This is a genomic window from Arthrobacter sp. MDT1-49-2, assembly GCF_059090185.1.
This window is the reverse complement of the sequence record NZ_JBNHFK010000002.1, coordinates 39575-58370: the sequence shown is the minus strand read 5'-3', so window position 1 is coordinate 58370 and position 18796 is coordinate 39575. Positions and strand designations below refer to the sequence as shown.

General features: G+C 65.7%; 18 protein-coding genes. 11 read left to right on the top strand and 7 right to left on the bottom strand.

Translation table 11 applies throughout. The annotated features are described in order from the left end of the window. The first annotated feature begins 86 nt into the window (after nucleotides 1-86). Nucleotides 87-1484 carry an ABC transporter substrate-binding protein gene (locus tag AC5RTS_RS02735; RefSeq protein ID WP_493990544.1) on the top strand — a complete coding sequence of 466 codons (1398 nt, stop codon included), beginning with the start codon at nucleotides 87-89 and terminating at the stop codon, nucleotides 1482-1484. Nucleotides 1485-1623: 139 nt separating this feature from the next. On the opposite strand, the gene AC5RTS_RS02730 is transcribed toward AC5RTS_RS02735, so the two are convergent. From AC5RTS_RS02730 to AC5RTS_RS02715, 4 genes are all read right to left on the bottom strand, one after another. Continuing rightward, nucleotides 1624-2370, bottom strand: coding sequence for an ABC transporter ATP-binding protein (locus AC5RTS_RS02730; RefSeq protein ID WP_493990543.1), 747 nt, complete (start codon nucleotides 2368-2370; stop codon nucleotides 1624-1626). Beyond that, nucleotides 2367-3314 carry an ABC transporter ATP-binding protein gene (locus AC5RTS_RS02725; RefSeq protein WP_493990957.1) on the bottom strand — a complete coding sequence of 316 codons (948 nt, stop codon included), beginning with the start codon at nucleotides 3312-3314 and terminating at the stop codon, nucleotides 2367-2369. The genes AC5RTS_RS02730 and AC5RTS_RS02725 overlap by 4 nt, the downstream gene beginning before the upstream one ends. A gap of 122 nt (nucleotides 3315-3436) precedes the next feature. Then, on the bottom strand, nucleotides 3437-4417 hold the full coding sequence (locus AC5RTS_RS02720) for a branched-chain amino acid ABC transporter permease (protein ID WP_493990542.1): 981 nt from the start codon (nucleotides 4415-4417) through the stop codon (nucleotides 3437-3439). A gap of 13 nt (nucleotides 4418-4430) precedes the next feature. Further along, on the bottom strand, nucleotides 4431-5738 hold the full coding sequence (locus AC5RTS_RS02715; protein ID WP_493990956.1) for a branched-chain amino acid ABC transporter permease: 1308 nt from the start codon (nucleotides 5736-5738) through the stop codon (nucleotides 4431-4433). Between the two features lie 348 nt (nucleotides 5739-6086). Here AC5RTS_RS02715 and AC5RTS_RS02710 point away from each other — a divergent pair, with 348 nt between their 5' ends. The 6 genes from AC5RTS_RS02710 (at nucleotide 6087) to AC5RTS_RS02685 (ending at nucleotide 12053) form a co-directional block, all read left to right on the top strand. After that, nucleotides 6087-6926 carry a Bax inhibitor-1/YccA family protein gene (locus AC5RTS_RS02710; protein ID WP_493990541.1) on the top strand — a complete coding sequence of 280 codons (840 nt, stop codon included), beginning with the start codon at nucleotides 6087-6089 and terminating at the stop codon, nucleotides 6924-6926. A gap of 261 nt (nucleotides 6927-7187) precedes the next feature. Next, complete coding sequence (locus AC5RTS_RS02705) at nucleotides 7188-7895, top strand: ANTAR domain-containing protein (protein WP_493990540.1); 708 nt, start codon at nucleotides 7188-7190, stop codon at nucleotides 7893-7895. Between the two features lie 30 nt (nucleotides 7896-7925). After that, nucleotides 7926-8882 (top strand): aldose 1-epimerase family protein, encoded by a 957-nt coding sequence (locus AC5RTS_RS02700; protein ID WP_493990539.1) that lies wholly within the window; start codon nucleotides 7926-7928, stop codon nucleotides 8880-8882. Between the two features lie 48 nt (nucleotides 8883-8930). After that, the gene (locus AC5RTS_RS02695) at nucleotides 8931-10229 is read left to right on the top strand and encodes an AI-2E family transporter (protein ID WP_493990538.1); all 1299 of its coding nucleotides are present in this window, start codon (nucleotides 8931-8933) and stop codon (nucleotides 10227-10229) included. After that, a complete protein-coding gene (gene ilvA, locus AC5RTS_RS02690; RefSeq protein WP_493990537.1) occupies nucleotides 10226-11467 on the top strand; it encodes a threonine ammonia-lyase in 1242 nt (413 codons plus the stop codon). Before AC5RTS_RS02695 ends, ilvA begins: the two co-directional genes overlap by 4 nt. Next, nucleotides 11460-12053 carry a rhomboid family intramembrane serine protease gene (locus AC5RTS_RS02685; RefSeq protein ID WP_493990536.1) on the top strand — a complete coding sequence of 198 codons (594 nt, stop codon included), beginning with the start codon at nucleotides 11460-11462 and terminating at the stop codon, nucleotides 12051-12053. Before ilvA ends, AC5RTS_RS02685 begins: the two co-directional genes overlap by 8 nt. Nucleotides 12054-12084: 31 nt before the next feature. Here AC5RTS_RS02685 and greA read toward each other — a convergent pair whose 3' ends face one another. Further along, nucleotides 12085-12621, bottom strand: a complete 537-nt coding sequence (gene greA, locus AC5RTS_RS02680) for a transcription elongation factor GreA (protein WP_493990535.1) — start codon at nucleotides 12619-12621, stop codon at nucleotides 12085-12087. 218 nt (nucleotides 12622-12839) lie between these two features. Beyond that, the gene (locus AC5RTS_RS02675; RefSeq protein WP_493990534.1) at nucleotides 12840-13304 is read right to left on the bottom strand and encodes a DUF4307 domain-containing protein; all 465 of its coding nucleotides are present in this window, start codon (nucleotides 13302-13304) and stop codon (nucleotides 12840-12842) included. A gap of 56 nt (nucleotides 13305-13360) precedes the next feature. Between AC5RTS_RS02675 and mca the strand changes: the two genes are divergently transcribed. Genes mca through AC5RTS_RS02660 form a run of 3 tightly spaced genes read left to right on the top strand, consistent with a single transcriptional unit; the run spans nucleotide 13361 to nucleotide 16904 of the window. Beyond that, nucleotides 13361-14272, top strand: a complete 912-nt coding sequence (gene mca, locus AC5RTS_RS02670) for a mycothiol conjugate amidase Mca (protein ID WP_493990533.1) — start codon at nucleotides 13361-13363, stop codon at nucleotides 14270-14272. A gap of 51 nt (nucleotides 14273-14323) precedes the next feature. Then, nucleotides 14324-14665 carry a hypothetical protein gene (locus AC5RTS_RS02665; protein WP_493990532.1) on the top strand — a complete coding sequence of 114 codons (342 nt, stop codon included), beginning with the start codon at nucleotides 14324-14326 and terminating at the stop codon, nucleotides 14663-14665. Nucleotides 14666-14675: 10 nt separating this feature from the next. Continuing rightward, nucleotides 14676-16904 carry a thioredoxin domain-containing protein gene (locus tag AC5RTS_RS02660; RefSeq protein WP_493990531.1) on the top strand — a complete coding sequence of 743 codons (2229 nt, stop codon included), beginning with the start codon at nucleotides 14676-14678 and terminating at the stop codon, nucleotides 16902-16904. 50 nt (nucleotides 16905-16954) lie between these two features. On the opposite strand, the gene trhA is transcribed toward AC5RTS_RS02660, so the two are convergent. Continuing rightward, nucleotides 16955-17605 carry a PAQR family membrane homeostasis protein TrhA gene (gene trhA / locus AC5RTS_RS02655; protein WP_493990955.1) on the bottom strand — a complete coding sequence of 217 codons (651 nt, stop codon included), beginning with the start codon at nucleotides 17603-17605 and terminating at the stop codon, nucleotides 16955-16957. 287 nt (nucleotides 17606-17892) lie between these two features. On the opposite strand from trhA, the gene AC5RTS_RS02650 reads away from it, so the two are divergent. Beyond that, nucleotides 17893-18654: an isoprenyl transferase gene (locus AC5RTS_RS02650; protein WP_493990530.1), complete on the top strand. Its 762-nt coding sequence runs from the start codon at nucleotides 17893-17895 to the stop codon at nucleotides 18652-18654. The last annotated feature ends 142 nt before the right edge of the window (nucleotides 18655-18796 follow it).

The following is an 18796-nucleotide window of genomic DNA, read 5'->3' as shown; positions in this document are numbered from 1 at the left end:
CAATGTTCAACTAGCTTTTCTTCTAATCAGGAACACCTGGTATTCGCATCAAAGGCACCCGCCTTTCGATCGGGGAGATAACTTTTATGACTGCACTACGAAATGCAGGCCGTCTTGGGGTGGGTGAAGGCTACGCCCGCACCGCCAGGATTGCCGCCCTCGGTTTGGGTCTTGCCCTGTTTGCCAGCGGCTGCAGCGGCGGAGGATCGGACTCGTCCGCCGAAGAAACCTCAGGCTCAGGTAACGAGACCGAAGCGGTTGCGTCCGTCCTGACCTGCCCGGAAAGCCAGGGCGGCACGGGGGAGGACCCGGGTACGAAGGGTGACCCGGCGGCCGTTCCGGCTTCCACCGGCACCACCGAGACGCCGCTGAAGATTGGTTCCCTGCTGCCCACCACCGGTTCCCTTGCCTACCTCGGCCCGCCTGAAATTGCCGGTGTCAACGTAGCCATCGAGGAAATCAATGAGGCCGGCGGAGTTCTTGGCAAGCCGGTAGAGGTGGTCCACCGCGATTCCGGTGACACCACCACAGACATCGCCACGCAGTCGGTCAACGACCTGCTTAGCCAGGGTGTCAGCGCCATTGTCGGTGCAGCATCATCCGGTGTGTCAAAGACGGTCATCGGCAACATCACCGGGGCCGGCGTCATCCAGTTCTCCCCGGCCAATACCTCGCCGGACTTCTCCACCTGGGATGACAACGGTCTGTACTGGCGTACGGCTCCCTCGGATGTCCTCCAGGGGCGCATCCTGGGCAACTACATCATGTCCTGCGGCGCACAGACGGTAGGCATGATCGTGCTCAACGACGCCTACGGGACGGGCCTGCAGAGCAACGTGAAGACCTCCGTTGAAGAAGCCGGCGGCCAGGTGGTGGCCGAGGAGATGTTCAACGAGGGCGACTCCCAGTTCAGCAGCCAGGTTGACTCGGTCGTGGCCGCAAAGCCGGACGCCATTGTGGTGATCAGCTTCGACCAGGCCAAGAGCATCGTGCCGCTGCTGACCGCCAAGGGCATTGACCCCAGCCAGCTGTTCTTCGTGGACGGCAACACGTCGGACTACAGCAAGGACCTGGACGCCGGAACCCTCGAAGGGGCACAGGGAACCATTCCCGGAACCTTCGCCTCGGAGAACTTCAAGGAGTCCCTGCTGGCCGTTGATCCGGCGCTGAAGGACTGGTCCTACGCCGGTGAAAGCTATGACGCAGTCACTCTGCTGGCACTGGCAGCCGAGGCTGCCGGCAGCACCGACGGCAAGGCGATTGCCGCCGAACTGCAGGGCGTGTCAGGCGAAGGCGAGAAGTGCTACGACTTCGCCGGCTGCGTGACCATCCTGCGCGACGGCGGAGACGTTGACTACGACGGCTACTCCGGACCGATCACCTTTGACGAGAACGGCGACCCCACGGAAGCCTTCATCGGGATCTACCAGTACGACGGCGACAACGTGCCGCAGCCGAGCCGCTCCGAAGCGGGCAAGCTCTAGCTGACAACCACAAAGAAGCCCCCGCCGGATTCGGCGGGGGCTTCTTTGTGCTGCTGGCGGTACCGGGCGGGCCGGCGGGCCCCGGACTATTCGGGACGCGGCCGGGGTGTCCCGTCCGCGTCCCGGAGCGGAAATCCGGTCAGGCGGTCTCTGCCAGCGTGCCCAGATAGAGCTGGATGACCTTGGGGTCCTTCATCAGTTCCCGTCCTGTTCCCGTGTAGGCGTCCTTGCCCTGGTCCAGGACATAGGCGCGGTCACAGATCTGCAGGCAGCGGCGGGCATTCTGCTCCACCATGATCACGGACACACCGGCCCGGTTGATTTCGTGCACCCGCAGGAAAGCCTCGTCCTGCTTGACGGGGGAGAGGCCCGCGGAGGGCTCATCCAGCAGGAGCACCGCCGGATCCATCATCAGTGCGCGGCCCATGGCGACCATCTGGCGTTCGCCGCCGGAGAGGGAACCGGCCCGCTGGGCGCGGCGCTTGCGCAGTTCGGGGAAAACCTCGGAAACGAACTCGAACCGGTCCTTGTACGTCTTGGGTGCCTGGTAGACGCCCATCTGCAGGTTTTCCTCGATGGTCAGGGAAGGGAAGACATTGTTGTTCTGCGGAACGAAGCCCACGCCGCGGCTTACCAGTTTGTTGGCCTTCAGCCCGGTGAGGTCCTGGCCCCGGACCACCACGGTTCCGGAGTGCACCTTCACCAGCCCGAACATGGCTTTCAGCAGGGTGGACTTGCCGGCGCCGTTGGGCCCGATGATCCCAATCAATTCCCCGCGGCGTGCCTCGATGCTGCAGCCGTTGAGGATGTTCACCCCCGGGATGTAGCCGGCCACCAGATCGGTTACCTTGACGACGGAATCTCCGTCGAATGCCTCGCCGGTCATGCCTGTTCCTTCCGTTCGTCAATCCGCCTGCCGACCACGCCGTCAGGTTCGGTGCCCACCGAGGACTCGGCGTCGTGCTCCAGTTCCGCCTCGAGTTTCTGGAAGCCTTCGGAATCCGCCAGGTCGACGTCGTGATGCGCGCCCAGGTAGGCGTCAATGACGGCCTGGTCCTTCATCACGTCCCCGGGCGGCCCTTCGGCCACGACCTTGCCTTCGGCCATCACCACCACCCAGTCCGCAATGTGCCGGACCATGTGCATGTCGTGTTCGACGAACAGGACGGTCATGCCTTCGGCCTTGAGGTTCTTGATGTGGTCCAGCAGGGACTGGGTCAGGGCCGGATTCACGCCGGCCATCGGTTCGTCCAGCATCACGAGCTTGGGCCGGACCATCAGGGCCCGGGCCATTTCCAGCAGCTTGCGCTGCCCGCCGGACAGCGAGGCAGCGTAGTCGCTGCGCTTGGTATCCAGCTTGAACTTCGCCAGCAGGACATCCGCCTGCTCGGTGATTTCACGTTCCCGGGTGCGCCACAGCGGCGGCAGAAGCGCCCGCCAGAGGGACTCGCCCGGCTGGGACGCTGCGCCGAGCCGCATGTTCTCGATGACCGTGAGCTTGCCCATGACCTTGGTCAGCTGGAAAGTACGCACCATACCCAGCCGCGCCACTTTGTACGCGGACACCCCGGCCAGGTCCTTTCCCTCGAACTGCCACTCACCGGACTGCGGTGTATCGAAACCGGTCAGCAGGTTGAAGAGGGTGGTTTTGCCGGCCCCGTTGGGGCCGATCAGGGCCGTGATCTTGTGGCGCGGGATTTCAACGTGTTCGACGTCGACGGCGTTGATGCCGCCGTAGGTCCGGGTGACGTTCTTCGCCACCAGTATGGGATCACGCTTGCTGCAGCCGGGTCCGATGTCTCCGACGGCTATGGGGCGGGTGTCGCTCATGTATTCGTTGACGCCGCCCTCGGGCAGCACTTCGGTGTCCCTCTCCGCCGCTGCCCCTGCCGGGGACGCGGCGTGGGCGCCCCCGGTCCGGACCGGCGTCTGGGGTTCGTCTGCCTGGTGGCTCATGCGAATGCCAGCTCCTTCTTGTTTCCGAGGATGCCCTGGGGTCTGAAGATCATCAGCAGCATCAGGGCCACGCCGACCAGGATGTAGCGGATCTGTCCTGCCTGGGACGTGGTGATGAACGTGATGTACCCGGATTCAATGGCACCGTAGAGCACACCCTGGGTGATTGACAGAATGGCCCAGAAAATCATGGAGCCGATGACCGGGCCCAGCACTGTGGACATCCCGCCGAGCAGCAGCGCCGTGTACAGGTAGAAAGTGAGTTCCGTGCCGTAGTTGGCCGGCTGCACGGCGTCACGGGGGAGGGTGAAGATGATGCCGGCCAGGCTGCCGAGAAGTCCGCCGATGATCAGTGCCTGCATCTTGTAGGCGTAGACGTTCTTGCCCAGGGCCCGCACTGCGTTCTCATCCTCGCGGATTCCCTTCACCACGCGTCCCCACGGGCTGCGGATAAGCAGCCAGACGAGGGCGCAGGCCGCGATGACCAGGAACCAGGCGACGATCCGGATCCATACGTCGCGCTCGTTCATGGCGAAGGGACCCATGTTGTAGTTGCCCTGCGGTATCGGGTTAAGGGCGTAGAAACTGCCGGTGAAGGCGGCCAGCCCGTTGGCTGATCCGGTCACCGGTGTCATGGAATTGGTGGTCACGATATACCGGATGATCTCCGCCGCGGCGATGGTGACGATAGCCAGATAATCGGCCCGCAGGCGCAGTGTGGGTATGCCCAGGATGACCGCGAACACCACCGAACTCAGCAGGGCGATCAACAGGGCCAGCGGCAGCGGGGCGTTGAAGGAGAGGATGGGAATGGCGAAGCCGTAGGCCCCGATCGCCATGAAGCCGGCCTGGCCGAAGTTCAGGAGGCCGGTGTAACCGAAGTGCACGGCCAGGCCAAGAGCGGCCAGGGCGTACGCGGCCGTGGTGGGGCTGATTATCTCGTTTAGCGCGCCGAGAAGAATGTTGCTGAAATCCATCTGAACTAAGCCCCTAACCTATGCGCTCGCGGCGGCCGAGGAGTCCCTGCGGCCGGACCAGCAGGACAAGAATCATGATGACCAGGGCGCCCACGTATTTGAGGTCCGCCTCCAGCCAAAGGGTGGAGATTTCCACGAAAAGACCCACCAGGACGGACCCGATGAGGGCGCCGAACACCGTGCCGAGCCCGCCGAGCGTGACGCCGGCGAAGATCAGCAACAGGATCTGCTGGCCCATGTTGAACGAGACACCGGGGCGGTAGTACGCCCACAGGATGCCGCCCATGGCCGCCAGGGCCCCTCCGATAACCCAAACCAGCCGGATGACTGCATCCACGTCGATGCCGGATGCTGCGGCCAGGGCAGGGTTGTCGGCCACCGCGCGGGTGGCCTTGCCGATTCGTGTGCGCAGCAGCAGCAGGGCCACCACCAGGATGACGGCGAGGGAGACGATCAGGGAGACCAGGGTGTTCCGCGGAATGGAAATGGGGCCCAGCTCCAGGATGGGGCTTTGCGCGCCGGGCAGCTGCTTTGTGCCGCCGCCGAAGAAGAACAGGACGGTGTAGCGGACCGCCACCGCAAGACCGATGCTGACGATCATCATGGGGACCAGTCCGGTGCCGCGCCGCCGCAGCGGTTTCCAGATCCCGGCGTCCTGTACGTAGCCGAACGCGGCGCCGCCCGCGACGGCGAGCGGAAGAGCCACCCAGACCGGCAGCCCCAGCGCTGCGAACCCGAAGGCCAGTACGGCACCCAGGGTCACCATTTCACCGTGGGCAAAGTTGGTCAGCCCGGTGGTGCCGAAGATCAGTGAGAGGCCGACGGCGCTCAGCGCCAGCAGCAGGCCGAAGCTCAGGCCAGCCACTGCGCGTTCGGTGAGCAGCGAGATGAAGCTGTCCTCCTGCAACACGATGCCCTCGCCAAGCAGGAACAGCGTAGTGATGTTGGTCGTGCCCGCAAAGGTCACCGTGCGCGGGTTCTGCTGGCCCTCTGCCAGCTCGACGCCGTCGGGGAGGGTGGACTCGTCCAGCTCCACCTCGTACGCGCCCTGTTCCGGGACTCCGATGGACCAGGATCCGTTGGCCCCGGTGACCACTTCGCCCTCGTAGCCGTTGCCGGTGGCAGTGATCTTCACCCCTTCGATGGGTGTTCCCTGGTTCCGGACGACCCCGCTGATGCGGTCGGCAAATTCGGCGCCGTCCGTGGCGGCGGTACCGGATGCTGGGGCCGAGGCTCCGTCCGACGGCGTGGTTGTTGTTGCGGAAGCGGCAGGGGAAGCAAGCAGCAGGGCAGCGAACATCGCTACCACCGCCGCCAGCATCCCCAGATACCGGGTCAGCGCCGATGTTCTTAGCAAATTCCAAAACCTCCACGCAGGGCTGCGGCACCGTGGGTCCGGTGCTAGCAGACGGGTAGATGTGACACAGGTCACCGATTGGGGAACATGCTACCCACTGATTGTTTCCGGCAGTGACGTTTCCCTCTGCCCGAATGTCGCGATCGGGTAACGACTTTGTTGCCGGGGAGGCAAGGCTGCAGGTCCCGGTGCAGCTGTTCTGTACCAAACCGTTACCGGATCCGCTGTCTCGGCGGGAATCTGCCGCAGCATCCGTTCGTTTGCATTGGTAGGCTGGGCTGAAACAGCCCCCCAGATGGAGGACATATTTCAATGGCACTTGGCGGAAATCCGGTATTCAACGGAAAGAACTTCCGTTCGCAGACCCAGGGCGCCGCAGCCCGCGGGTCGGTGGCGACGGATAACAACTACATGACGCCCCAGCAGCTGCAGGATCTCTACTCGGCACCCTCGGCCAAGGCCTCGGATATGGGCCGGATGACGTACGACGACGTCATCATGAAGACGGTCTTCTGCCTCGCCGCCGTGCTGGTGGGCGCAGCGGTTCCCGTATTTGTACTGCCCGGCATGGCTACCGGCCTGATGATTCTGGGCGCGCTCGGCGGCTTTGTGCTGGGCCTGGTGAACTCCTTCAAGCGGGAACCGGTTCCGGGCCTGATCCTGGCCTACGCGTTCCTTGAGGGCATGTTCCTCGGCGGCCTGACCGCCGTCCTCGATGCCATGTACCCGGGAGTCGGCCTGCAGGCGGTGCTGGGCACCCTGGCCGTCTTTGCCGTAACCCTGGTGCTGTTCCGCAGCGGCAAGGTGCGGGCAACTCCCAAGGCAGTGCGTTTCTTCATGATCGCGATCATCGGCTATGCCGTCTTCTCGCTGATCAACGTGGGCCTGATGATCTTCGGCGGCGTGCAGGATCCGTGGGGTCTTCGCGGCGTGGAACTGTTCGGTATTCCGATGGGCGTCTTCATCGGCGTGCTGGCCATCGGCCTGGCAGCGTTCTCCCTGGTCATGGACTTCACCTCCATTGAGCAGGGCGTGAAGGCCGGCGCACCCGAGCGCTACTCCTGGACCGCTGCGTTCGGCCTCACCGTCACGCTGGTCTGGCTGTACGTGGAAATCATCCGCCTGCTGGCCATCCTGCGCGGCGACGACTAAACGTACGGCGCAGGCAGGCCGGAGAACCGGCTGGAGCGGAAGGACCGCAGGCACCGCGCCTGCGGTCCTTCCGCCGTCCGGGGGCACCCAGGGTTGCCAATTCGAGGCGCTGGCAGCGTCAATGAGACAGGTACTCTGGGCAGCCCCGACTTCCCGGACTTAGCATGGGCGACGCGGAGGGCAATCTCCGTATGGGGAGCAGCCGGGTGCGTGGTGTCATTTACTGCCGTGACATGCGCCGGGCTGGATAAGGAGTCTTCAGTGGCCGAATATGCCCGGCAAAGCGTCTACGAGGAACTCCTCGACGCGCTGCTCCTGGAACCCGAGGTGGAAGGTTTCCTTGCCGCCGCCGCGGAGATCTCCGCCGCACATCTCGCCCTGGCGGCACCCGGCGGCTGCTCAATCACCTTGGAACGCATCCGCAGACCCCTGCTCTGCGCACGCAGCAAAAACTTGTCCGTCCCGCCGCAGGACATCGACTACGGGGCCGGCAGTCCCGGTGCCACCGTGCTCGGCGGGGGACCCGACGTCGTGATCCGGGACCTGAGTTCCGGACAGCACTGGCCCGGCAGCGAAACGGCAGGGGTCCGGTCCGCGGCCGTGCTGGGGCTGCCGCTGCACGGCAACCGGGGAGTGCTCAGCTGCTATGCCGTTCAGCCGGGCCATTTCGGAGCGACGGAAACCGAACGTGCGCAGGGACTCGCTGCCGAATCGGGGAAAGTGCTGCGCCTCGCACTGCTGCTGGACGCACGGGCACACCGGGCCGCCAACCTGCAGGCTGCGTTGGAATCACGCACAGTGGTGGACCTGGCAGCGGGAATCATTATGGGACAGAACGGCTGCAGCCAGCAGGCTGCCATCGACATCCTGCGGAGCGTCTCCAACACGCGCAACATCAAAATCCGCAATGTTGCCGCCGGTGTTGTCGCCGCCGTGAGTGACCGCGTAACTACTCACTTCGACGAGTAATCAGCGGCCTCCGCAGGTAACCTTGAGGGCATGGATCAAACGGAACCGGTACCCGCTACCGGTGCTCAATATGAGATCAGCAGGGGCAGCGCCCGCGCCGTTATCGGCTCCCTCGGCGGGAGCCTGCGGCGGTATGCCGTGGACGGCGTCGATCTCGTCCAGACCTACCCGGACGGCAGCATTCCGCCGTCCGCCAGCGGTATCCTTCTGGCTCCCTGGCCCAACCGCGTGGCCGACGGCCGGTGGATGCTCGCCGGGAAACCCCAGCAGCTGGACATCACCGAACCGTCCCGCGGGCATGCCAGCCACGGACTGCTGCGTAACACCGGGTACACCCTCCAGGACCGGGAACCCGGCTCCGTTGTGCTGCAGGCAGAGGTTTTCCCCCAGCACGGCTATCCGTTCCACCTGCTCCACCGCGCCGGCTACAGCCTGGGGGAAGCCGGCGGACTGCGGGTACGGCAGAGCCTGACGAATGTCGGGGGAGAAGCTGCCCCGGTTGCCCTGGGCGCCCATCCGTTCCTGCGGCTGGGCGACGTGCCAACCGAAGAGCTCACCCTCACGGTGGCGGGCCGGACTGTGCTGACCGTCGATGAGCGGCTGATTCCCAACGGCCGCCAGCCGGTTTCCGGGGCCACGGACCTGCGCCACGGCGCCCGCGTGGGCGACCTGGAGCTGGACAGCGCGTACACGGATCTTGAACTGACCGACGACGGCGTCTACCGCCACACCCTGACGGCGCCGGACGGCCGGTCGGTGAGCCTGTGGTCCGGACGGGAATGCGCATACGTTCACGTATTCGTCACCGACAAATATCCCGGACAGCCCCGGGCGGTGGCGCTTGAACCGATGACGGCACCGGCCAACGCCCTGAACTCCGGAGAAGGCCTGGTGTGGCTCGAACCGGGTGACACCTTCACCGCCGAATGGGGAGTCCTTGCCGAACTCGGAACCGCCGGCCACCGGACCTGTAACAGCGGAGATTAGGTGCGTAAAGTCCGCTCCCGGCTCGCTCCCGTGTGGAAAGATGGCCCAATGAAACCCCACGCACACCGTTCCTCGGCGCCCCGTGTGCTGCAGGCGGCTGCGGCGGCCCCGGTCCGGAACGGAGATGATGTCCCGTTCGCCCTCCGCGTCTCTGCCGCATGGGCATGGCGCCTGGGTGTTGTCCTCATTGTGGGAGCCGGACTGATCTGGATTCTCAGCCACTTCTCGCTCCTCATCATCCCGCTGATGATTGCTGCCCTGCTGGCGGGCCTGCTGTCCCCGGTCTCGAACTGGCTGCGCCGCAACAGGCTTCCGGGCGGATTGTCGGTAGCCGTCACCATCGTGGCGTTCCTGGGGCTCATCACCGCAGCGCTGGCGCTGGTCGGGCGGCAGCTCGCACTGGGGTTCCGGGACTTGTGGGGGGAAACCCAGGAAGGGGTCCGTCAGGTCCAGGACTGGCTGTCCTCCGGCCCGCTGAACATCAGTGCCGGGCAGATGGACTCGCTGTTCGACGAAGCAACCACCGCCCTGCAGCAGAATTCAGCCAACATCCTCTCCGGCGCCCTGAGCGTTGGCAGCAGCGCGGGCCACTTCGCGGCCGGCATTCTGCTGACGCTGTTTGCACTGGTGTTCTTCCTTCTCGACGGACGCAGGATCTGGCGGTTCACCGCCGGCCTGCTTCCCCGGCGGGCCCGGCCCGCCGCGTACGGAGCCGGGATCCACGGCTGGGAATCCATGGTGAACTACGTCCGCGTCCAGGTGGTGGTGGCACTCATTGACGCCATCGGCATCGGCGGGGGAGCGGCCCTCATCGGAGTGCCGCTGGCGTTGCCTCTCTCGGTGCTCGTTTTCCTGGGCTCCTTCGTCCCGCTGATCGGTGCCTTCCTGACCGGTTTTGTAGCAGTCCTTCTGGCACTCGTGGCCAACGGGTGGGTCAACGCCCTGTTTATGCTGGGCATCGTCCTGGTGGTCCAGCAGCTTGAGTCCCATATCCTGCAGCCGCTCATCATGGGCCGGGCAGTGTCCCTGCATCCGCTCGCCGTGATCCTTGCCGTGACCGGCGGAACGCTGGCCGCCGGTATTCCGGGTGCGCTGTTCTCCGTGCCGCTGTTGGCGATTCTGAACACCATGGTGCGGTATATCGCCCGCCGCGGCTGGGAAACCGACCCTGGCGTCCGTGAGGACAGAGTCTTCGGGGACCGGGTGCGGGAACCCGACCCGGAGGTGGGGACGGATGATGAGCCTGAACCCCTCCGGGAAGGAAGCAGCCAGGAGGCATCCGGAGAAAACACCCCGGAAAAGAAAAACGCTGATGCGACGGACACAGAGGAAGACCCCAAACCTTGACCGACTTGCCGAACCTTCCCGTAACCCTCGACGATATCCAGGCGGCCGCGAAGCTGCTTGACGGCGTCATTGCGCACACCCCGGTGGAAATGTCCCGGGCGCTGGCGCGCGAAACCGGTTCACCGGTGTACTTCAAATGCGAAAACCTCCAGCGCGCCGGTTCCTTCAAGGTGCGGGGGGCATATGTGCGCATGGCCAAACTTTCCCCCTCCGAAAAGGCCCGGGGTGTGGTTGCGGCTTCTGCAGGCAACCACGCACAGGGTGTGGCGGTCGCGGCCGCCCGGCTGGGCATCTCCGCCCGGATCTACATGCCGGTTGGCGTAGCGCTGCCCAAGCTGGCCGCGACCCAGGGGCACGGCGCGGAGGTCATCCTGCACGGGCACACCGTGGACGAGGCCCTCGCGGAAGCCCAGCGGTACGCCGACGCAACCGGTGCCGTTTTCGTGCACCCGTTCGACAACGTGGACGTCGTGGCAGGGCAGGGGACGATCGGTCTGGAACTACTGGACCAGATCCCGGACCTGGACACGGTGCTGATGGGGGTCGGCGGCGGAGGGCTGCTGGCCGGGGTCGCTGTTGCCCTCAAGGCGCGGGCCAGAGAGTTGGGCCGGGATATCCGGATCATCGGGGTGCAGGCGGAAAACGCGGCGGCCTACCCGCCGTCCCTGGCAGCCGATGCCTTGGTGCCGCTGACCCGGGTCTCCACGATTGCCGACGGCATCGCCGTCGGACGCCCCGGCCAGCTGCCCTTCTCGATCATCCGAGAACTGGTTGACGATGTTGTGACCGTCAGCGAGGATTCCCTGGCGAGGGCACTGATTTTCCTGCTGGAGCGTGCCAAGATGGTCGTGGAACCCGCCGGCGCGGTGGGGGTGGCTGCCCTGATGGACGGGAAGATCGAGAACCCCGGCACCACGGCCGTGATCCTCTCCGGCGGCAATATCGACCCGATGCTGATGCTGAAGGTCATCCAGCGGGGCCTGGCCGCCGCCGGACGTTTCCTGGTGGTGCGCATCCTGCTGGATGACCGCCCGGGATCCCTGGCAACCATCTCGCGGATCATCGCTGAATCGGATGCGAACGTCACCGGGGTGGACCACACGAGGGTAGGAGGATCCATCAGCATGGGAGATGTGGCCATCACCATCAACATGGAAACCAAGGGCCATGAGCACTGTGAACTAGTGCTGAAGAACCTCCGGGCCGACGGCTTCCAGCCCGTTGTCATCCATGGATAAGCCGCTGCTGGCGCAGCGGGCAAAAACTGCGCTGGCCGTGTCCGTAGGGTTTGCCGGAATCCTGTGGGTGGTATACCTGCTGACGGCGGTGTTCGCCCCGGTCCTGTTTCCGCTGCTGGGCATCCTTCCGCGGCAGTTGGAAGGCATTGACGGGGTGGTTTTCGCTCCGCTGCTCCATGCCGGACTGTCCCACCTTCTGGGCAACACCGTGCCCCTGATCGTGTTCTCCTTCCTGGTCCTGCTGGAAGGAGTGCGCCGGTACGCGGCCGTACTGGCCATTTCCTGGCTTGCCTCCGGACTTGGCGTCTGGCTTTTCGGCAGCGGACTGACAGTGGGCGTTTCCGGTGTGGTGTTCGGCCTGTTTGCGTACCTGATGGTCCGCGGCTTCTACAACCGGAACATTGCGCAGATCCTGCTCAGTGCAGTGTTGTTCCTGGTCTACGGTTCGATCCTCTGGGGGCTTTTCCCCACTGCGCTGGGCGTATCCTGGCAGGCCCATCTGTTCGGGGCCGTGGGCGGCGTGATCGCCGCGCTGGTGCTGCGCGGGAGCCAGGACACGCGCACGCAAAAGCGGGCCCTCCGGTAGGAAGGCCCGCTTTTGGAAAGTGCAGCCGGGGCTAGCCGGCGTACGGCTTGGCGGAGATGATCTCCACGGAGATGCTCTTGCCGTTGGGTGCGGTGTACGTGGTGCTGTCCCCGGCCTTCAGGCCGGAAATCGATGCGCCCAAGGGAGACTTTTCGCTGTACACATCAATATTGCTGTCGCCGGCAATTTCACGGCTGCCCAGCAGGAAGGTTTCCACGTCACCGGCAACACGGGCTTCCACCAGCATGCCGGGCTCCACGACACCGTTGTCTTCGGGGGCTTCACCAACATGGGCGTTCTCCAGGAGCTGGGTGAGCTGGCGGATACGGGCCTCAGCCTTGCCCTGCTCCTCCTTGGCAGCGTGGTAGCCGCCGTTTTCCTTCAGGTCCCCCTCCGAGCGCGCCTGCTCAATGCGGGCAACAATCTCTGTCCGGCCCGGTCCGGACAGGTGCTCCAGTTCCGTCTTCAAGCGGTCGTAAGACTCCTGCGTGAGCCAGGCGACAGATGCGCTGTTGGTTGACACGGGTATCTCCTTATGTAACGTCCGGACCACCTGTTGGTCCGGCATGGCTGAACGCCCGCAGGCCGGATTGGCCTGACAAGCAAAGACCCCGCCGTGCGGGGACCGGACTGCTCTGTGAGTTCCATCTCTGAAACCCGTCAGCGACTTCCAGCGGGAAGTTCACCAGAGCATAGCCGGACACCTGGGCGGGGCATGTCGTGCTCTCCATACTAGTGGCCCGGCGGGTTTAACCCAATACGCCCGGCGATGTAGGAAAACCGGCCTCAGGCCTCATCCTCCGGGACGATCCAGCAGGTATTCACACCACCGGTAACCGCCGGGGAATCGATGCGGACGCTGACGTTCTGCGTGCTTGTTTCAGGCACCTCGGGGCCCAGGACAACGGTTTTCCAGCCCACAATGGCATAGCTTTCGTTGAGCACCTGGACGGCGCAGGCTGCGGTGCTGCCCGCGGATTTGTCCACATTAAACTCCACCGTGGCCATGCCGTCCTCCGGGAAGCTGAAGCCGACGTCCTTGAACGTTACGGTACCTGCGGAACTGGGGATGCTGTAGACCGCCGCGGCGACCACTGCAGCGCCCAGGGCAACACCGGCCCCGACCATACGCGCACGCCGCGACATGCCCCGCTTGGGGGCACCGTAGCGATTGGCTAATCTGGACTCGGACGCGGAAGCGTCCGGCTGCTGGGGTGCCGATGTCTCGGGTTGACCTTCCGAAGTGCTCACCTGCCTATTTTAGCCGCCGATTTCATAGCCCCGTTCCGCTGATCTCAGGAGTTGCCTTGTCTGCCCGCGAAAGCACCGAATCCCGGCCCGAGCTGCGCCTGCTCGCCGTGCATGCCCATCCGGACGACGAAGCCAGCAAGGGCGCCGCCATGATGGCGTCCTACGCCGCCGCCGGCGTCGACGTCATGGTGGCTACCTGCACCGGAGGCGAACAGGGCTCCATCCTGAACCCGGGCGCCGCCGACGATCCGGCCGGCAAGCGGGACCTCGCCGGACTCCGCCGGCGGGAAATGGAAGCCGCCAGGACCGCCCTGGGTATCCGGCACCGCTGGCTGGGGTTCGCGGATTCCGGCCTCCCCGAAGGCGACCCGCTGCCTGATCTGCCCTTTGGCTGCTTCGCCCTGCAGCCGCTGGAACGCGCCGCCGCACCCCTGGTGAAGCTTGTCCGGGAATTCCGCCCGCACGTCATCGTGAGCTACGACGAGAACGGCGGATATCCGCACCCGGACCACATCATGGCGCACAAGGTCGCGGTGGAAGCCTTCTCCGCGGCCGGGGACCCGAAGCGCTACCCGGGCACCGGCGAGCCCTGGGAGCCACTGAAGCTTTACTATGACCGCGCCTTCAACCCGGAGCGCTTCCGGGCCCTGCACGTTGCGCTCGAAGCCGCCGGCCTGCAGTCCCCGTATGCCGAGCGGCTCGCGGCATGGCAGGAAGCCGATACCGAGGGCCACCAGCCGCCGGCACCGCTGCACCCCACCACCACGCAGGTTGAATGCGGAGACTTCTTCGAGGCACGCGACGAGGCACTGCGCAGCCACCGGACCCAGGTGGACCCCGAAGGGTTCTTCTTTGCCGTCAGCCCGGAAATGCAGCGCAAGGTCTGGCCCTGGGAGGATTACTCCCTGGTCGAGTCCCGGGTGGAAACCGTCCTCCCCGAGACTGACCTGTTTGCTGGCATACGATAGACCTAGGGAACACTGTTTCCGCCGCCGCACTGGCTAAGAGAGAGATATACCGTGAACTTCCTGTACAGCCTGGCTCTTGCCGTCACTCCGGCTCCGGACCAGACCCTCGCCCCGGGGGTCGATGAAAAAGACGTCACCCCGGGCCTGCTGGGCTTCATCTTCACCCTGGTCCTGGCCCTCGCGATCATTTTCCTGATCCGCGACATGACCAAGCGCATCCGCCGGGTGCGTTACCGCGAGCAGGCCGCGCAGGCAATGGCCGAACGCGAAGCGGGCGCGCCGGCACCGGGCGAATCCACCGCGGGGGCAAAGACGGCGCCGGGGAGCGGTCCTTCGCCGGACGCCGCCGCTGGGGGCCGGCCCTCCGATGCCGGGAAGAACTCTCCGCGCTAGCGGATCAGCCATGGCCGAGCGACTGAGGGACCAGGCATCGGCTTATCTGCGCCAGCATGCAGACAATCCGGTGGACTGGTGGCCGTTCGGAGACGAAGCCTTTGCCGAAGCCCGGCGCCGCAGCGTGCCGGTGTTCATCTCGGTGGGCTATGCCGCCTGCCACTGGTGCCATGTAATGGCGCACGAATCCTTCGAGGACGCTGCCACCGCGCAGTACCTCAATGAGAACTTCGTCTCGGTGAAGGTGGACCGCGAGGAGCGCCCCGACGTCGACGCCGTGTACATGGCTGCCACCCAGGCGCTGACCGGACAGGGCGGATGGCCCATGAGCGTCTTCACCCTTCCGGACGGCCGTACCTTCTATGCCGGCACCTATTTCCCGCCGCAGCAGATGCAGGGGACACCGTCCTTCCGGCAGGTCCTGGAAGCGGTCTCTACCGCATGGCGGGACCGCCCGGATGAGGTGGCCGCCAGTGCCGCGCAGATCGCGGAACACCTCGCCTCGGCCCAGCACGGGAACCGGAGGCTCGTGGGGGCGCTGGACCTGTCGACGGATGGTGCCGGCGGCACCCCCGTGCTGTCCGGCGACGTACTGGAGACGGCGGTCGCGGAGATCGCCGAACAGGAGGACGTACGGTTCGGCGGACTGGGCGGCGCACCAAAATTCCCGCCGTCACCCCTGCTGAAGTTCCTGCTCAGCTACGGTTCCGGCACTGCACCGGCCGCAGGTACCGCTGCCGGCGTGGCGGACCGCACGCTGGAAACCATGGCGCGCAGCGCACTGTATGACCAGCTCGAAGGCGGCTTCGCCAGGTACACCGTGGACCGGGCCTGGGCCATCCCGCACTTCGAAAAAATGCTCTACGACAATGTGCAGCTGCTGCGCCTCTATGCGCAGTGGAGCAGAACGGCTGCCTCCGCCGAACAGCGCAGCCTGGCGCTGCGCATCTGCACCGATACCGCCCGGTGGCTGACGGAGAGCCTGCGCGTGGACGGGGGTGGATTCGCCTCGTCGCTGGACGCCGACACGCTCGTGGACGGCCGACGCCGGGAAGGGGCCACGTATGTGTGGACCCGTGAAGAACTCCGCTCGGCACTGGCTTCCGCCGCTGTGCCGGAGGCGGAAGCAGACGCTGTTCTCTCGCTTCTGGACCTGGAGACCGGAGCCATGCCCGAGGGCGGCTCAACACTGCATTTCGGGCGCCGGCTGGCACCGGAGGAGGAGGCGCTCTGGCTGCGCCTGCGCCCGGTACTGCTGGCTGCCCGGGACCTCCGGCCGCAGCCCGACCGTGATGACAAGGTGGTGGCCGGCTGGAACGGGCTCGCGGTGGCCGGCCTGGCCGATGCCGCGCTGGCCGTTGCCGATGCCGATGCCCGTGACGGTGCCGACACCCGCGACGGCGCCGAGGTCGACGGCGCCGAGGTTGACGGCGCGCCCGGCGGCCTTGACGTGGAGGACGGGCTCCGGGCAGCCGGTCCTGATTGGCTGCTTGACCGGGCCCGGGAAGCCGCCGGATATCTGTTGCGCGTCCACTACCGCGGCGGCGTGCTGCTGCGGGTATCCCATGACGGTGCCGCGGCAGGATTTGAAGGCCTGCTGGAGGATTATGCCGGGGTGGCGGAGGGGCTTTTCGCCCTTTTCGCCGCCACTGGAGAGGAACGCTGGTACCTTGCCGCAGAGGAATTGGTGCTGGCGGCGGAGCAACGGTTCATTGTTGACGGGGCGCTGCGGGATACCGCGATACCGACGGCGCAGCTCGCAGCCGCCCAGGGATCACTCTCTGCAGCCGACCCTCTGGACGGACCCACTCCCAGCGGTACGGCGTTGTTCGCCGGAGTGCTCGTGACGTATGCGGCGTATTCCGGGTCCACCCGGCACCGTGCCCTTGCCGAATCCCTGCTGGGCCATGTGCAACTGGTGGCGGCGCGTGCACCGCGTGCCGGGGGCTGGGCCATGTCGGTCCTGGTCCAGGCGCTGGAAGGGCCGCTCGAGCTGGCCGTCTGCGGAACCGACGAAGCAGCAGTTGAGCGGCTGCTGCGGGCCGGGCGTGCAGCGGGAGGCCCCGGCGTCGTTACGGCCTTCGACACGGGCACCGGAAACGAATCCCGGGTGCCGCTGCTGCGGAACCGGCAGGCCCCCGACGGTGAAGCGATGGCGTACCTGTGCCGGGGCATGGTGTGCAGCCGTCCGGTATCCGACCCGGCCCAACTCCAGGCGCAGTTCCGGGCCGTGCGCTAAGGCAGCGGGCGTGCCCGTTCGGTCGGCGCCCAGTGCCCGTCCGGTCGGCCCTAGCCGCCGACCGAGCGAACGGCCATCAGGATGGCGGCGTAATGGGCGGCGAAGCCGGCCAGCGTGAAGGCATGGAAAATCTCGTGGAAACCAAACCATTCCACTGAGGGGTTGGGCCGTTTCATGGCGTAGATGACCGCTCCGGCAATATACATGGCCCCGCCCACGCAGATCAGCACTGCAGCCGCCGGATTGACCCCGTAGAACTCCGGAATATAGAACAGGGCAGCGCAGCCCAGGGCAATGTAGACGGGGGTGTACAGCCAGCGGGGGGCGTGCAGCCACAGGAGCCGAAAGGCGACACCGAGAAGGGCGCCCGTCCAGATGATCCACAGCAGCGTCACCGCGCTGTCCCGCGGCAGCAGCGACCAGGCCAGCGGTGTGTAGGAACCGGCTATGACCAGCATGATGTTGGTGTGGTCCAGCCGTTTGAGCACCATTTTGACTTTCGGCGACCAGTTCCCGCGGTGATAGACGGCACTGGTGCCGAAGAGCAGGACACCGGTCAGGGCGTAGATTGCCGAGGCAATCCGGGTGCCGGCGGTGGGGGAGAGGACCACCAGGACGATTCCCGCTGCCAGTGCCAGGGGGGCCGCGCCGGCGTGCAGCCAGCCGCGCAGGCGGGGTTTGATTTCCAGCTCTGCGGCCACTGTTTCGACGGCGCTTTCCAGCGGGCCGGGGGCGGTCCGGGACTCCGGATCATGCTGTGCGGGAATGCCGGGAGTCCGGGCGGAGGATGGTGACGAATCCATAACGGAAATTCTAACCTACGATGCGGTAACTTACGGTTGGGTAGCTGAGCCGCACCTCCACCCGGCGCAACCAGCGGACGAGCTAGCGGTAGCCTAGGAGAAGATTTTTCCACTTCCCGGACACGACCGGCCGCTCCTGCGGCCCGTCAGGCTCGGCTCCCGACCTGAGGCAGGTGAGGCAGACTATGAGATTCCCCGGAGTCGTCTATGCCTTCTATGAACGCAAGCTCAGGCGGTCCCTGAGCAGAGACCGCATTCCCCAGCATATCGGCGTGATGGTGGATGGAAACAGGCGGTGGGCCAAGCTGGCAGGCGCACCCACCAGCGACGGACACCAGGCCGGTGCTGACAAGATCCTGGAGTTCCTGGGCTGGTGCGAGGAACTGGGTGTCCGCACGGTAACCCTGTACATGCTCTCCACGGACAACCTGAACCGGGACGCGGATGAGCTTGAACCGCTGTTGAACATCATCGGCAACACCATGGACCGGCTGGCCGAAAAGGGCGATCTGCGGGTCCAGCCCGTGGGGGCGCTGGAGATCCTGCCGCAGAACCTGGCCAAGCAGCTCACCGGTCTCGGGGAAAGCACCGCCGATGCCGAGGGACTGCACGTCAACGTGGCGATCGGCTACGGCGGGCGCCGCGAAATCGTGGACGCGGTTAAGGAACTGCTCCGCGACGCCGAAGCCCAGGGCAAGGGGATCGCGGACGTGACCGAGGAAATCTGTGATGAACGGATCTCCGAATACCTCTACACCCGCGGCCAGCCGGACCCCGAACTGGTTATCAGGACCTCCGGAGAGCAGCGCCTGTCCGGTTTCCTGATGTGGCAGAGCGCCTACAGCGAGTTTTACTTCTGTGAGGCGCTCTGGCCGGACTTTCGTCGCGTGGACTTCCTGCGCGCCCTGCGCGACTACGCGAGCCGGCAGCGGCGCTTCGGTTCCTGAGATTCGGGACCGTGTCCTGCTGCGGTGACGGCCGTTGCGGGCGTACTTTGGTGCTTATCGGCCGCGCCCGGTGCCGGCCGTTCGCAGCTGCCGGGCGAGTTGTGCGCTCCGGCAGCACTGCATCCAGCGACCGGGGCTGCCG

Coding starts and splice junctions, on each gene's coding strand:
- AC5RTS_RS02715 (WP_493990956.1), bottom strand. CDS start 5,738: ATGCTGGCGGCGGTGGTAGCGATGTTCGCTGCCCTGCTGCTTGCTTCC.
- AC5RTS_RS02700 (WP_493990539.1), top strand. CDS start 7,926: ATGGATCAAACGGAACCGGTACCCGCTACCGGTGCTCAATATGAGATC.
- AC5RTS_RS02650 (WP_493990530.1), top strand. CDS start 17,893: ATGAGATTCCCCGGAGTCGTCTATGCCTTCTATGAACGCAAGCTCAGG.
- AC5RTS_RS02710 (WP_493990541.1), top strand. CDS start 6,087: ATGGCACTTGGCGGAAATCCGGTATTCAACGGAAAGAACTTCCGTTCG.
- AC5RTS_RS02735 (WP_493990544.1), top strand. CDS start 87: ATGACTGCACTACGAAATGCAGGCCGTCTTGGGGTGGGTGAAGGCTAC.
- AC5RTS_RS02695 (WP_493990538.1), top strand. CDS start 8,931: ATGAAACCCCACGCACACCGTTCCTCGGCGCCCCGTGTGCTGCAGGCG.
- AC5RTS_RS02725 (WP_493990957.1), bottom strand. CDS start 3,314: ATGAGCGACACCCGCCCCATAGCCGTCGGAGACATCGGACCCGGCTGC.
- AC5RTS_RS02720 (WP_493990542.1), bottom strand. CDS start 4,417: ATGGATTTCAGCAACATTCTTCTCGGCGCGCTAAACGAGATAATCAGC.
- AC5RTS_RS02730 (WP_493990543.1), bottom strand. CDS start 2,370: ATGACCGGCGAGGCATTCGACGGAGATTCCGTCGTCAAGGTAACCGAT.
- AC5RTS_RS02660 (WP_493990531.1), top strand. CDS start 14,676: ATGGCCGAGCGACTGAGGGACCAGGCATCGGCTTATCTGCGCCAGCAT.
- AC5RTS_RS02685 (WP_493990536.1), top strand. CDS start 11,460: ATGGATAAGCCGCTGCTGGCGCAGCGGGCAAAAACTGCGCTGGCCGTG.
- greA (WP_493990535.1), bottom strand. CDS start 12,621: ATGCCGGACCAACAGGTGGTCCGGACGTTACATAAGGAGATACCCGTG.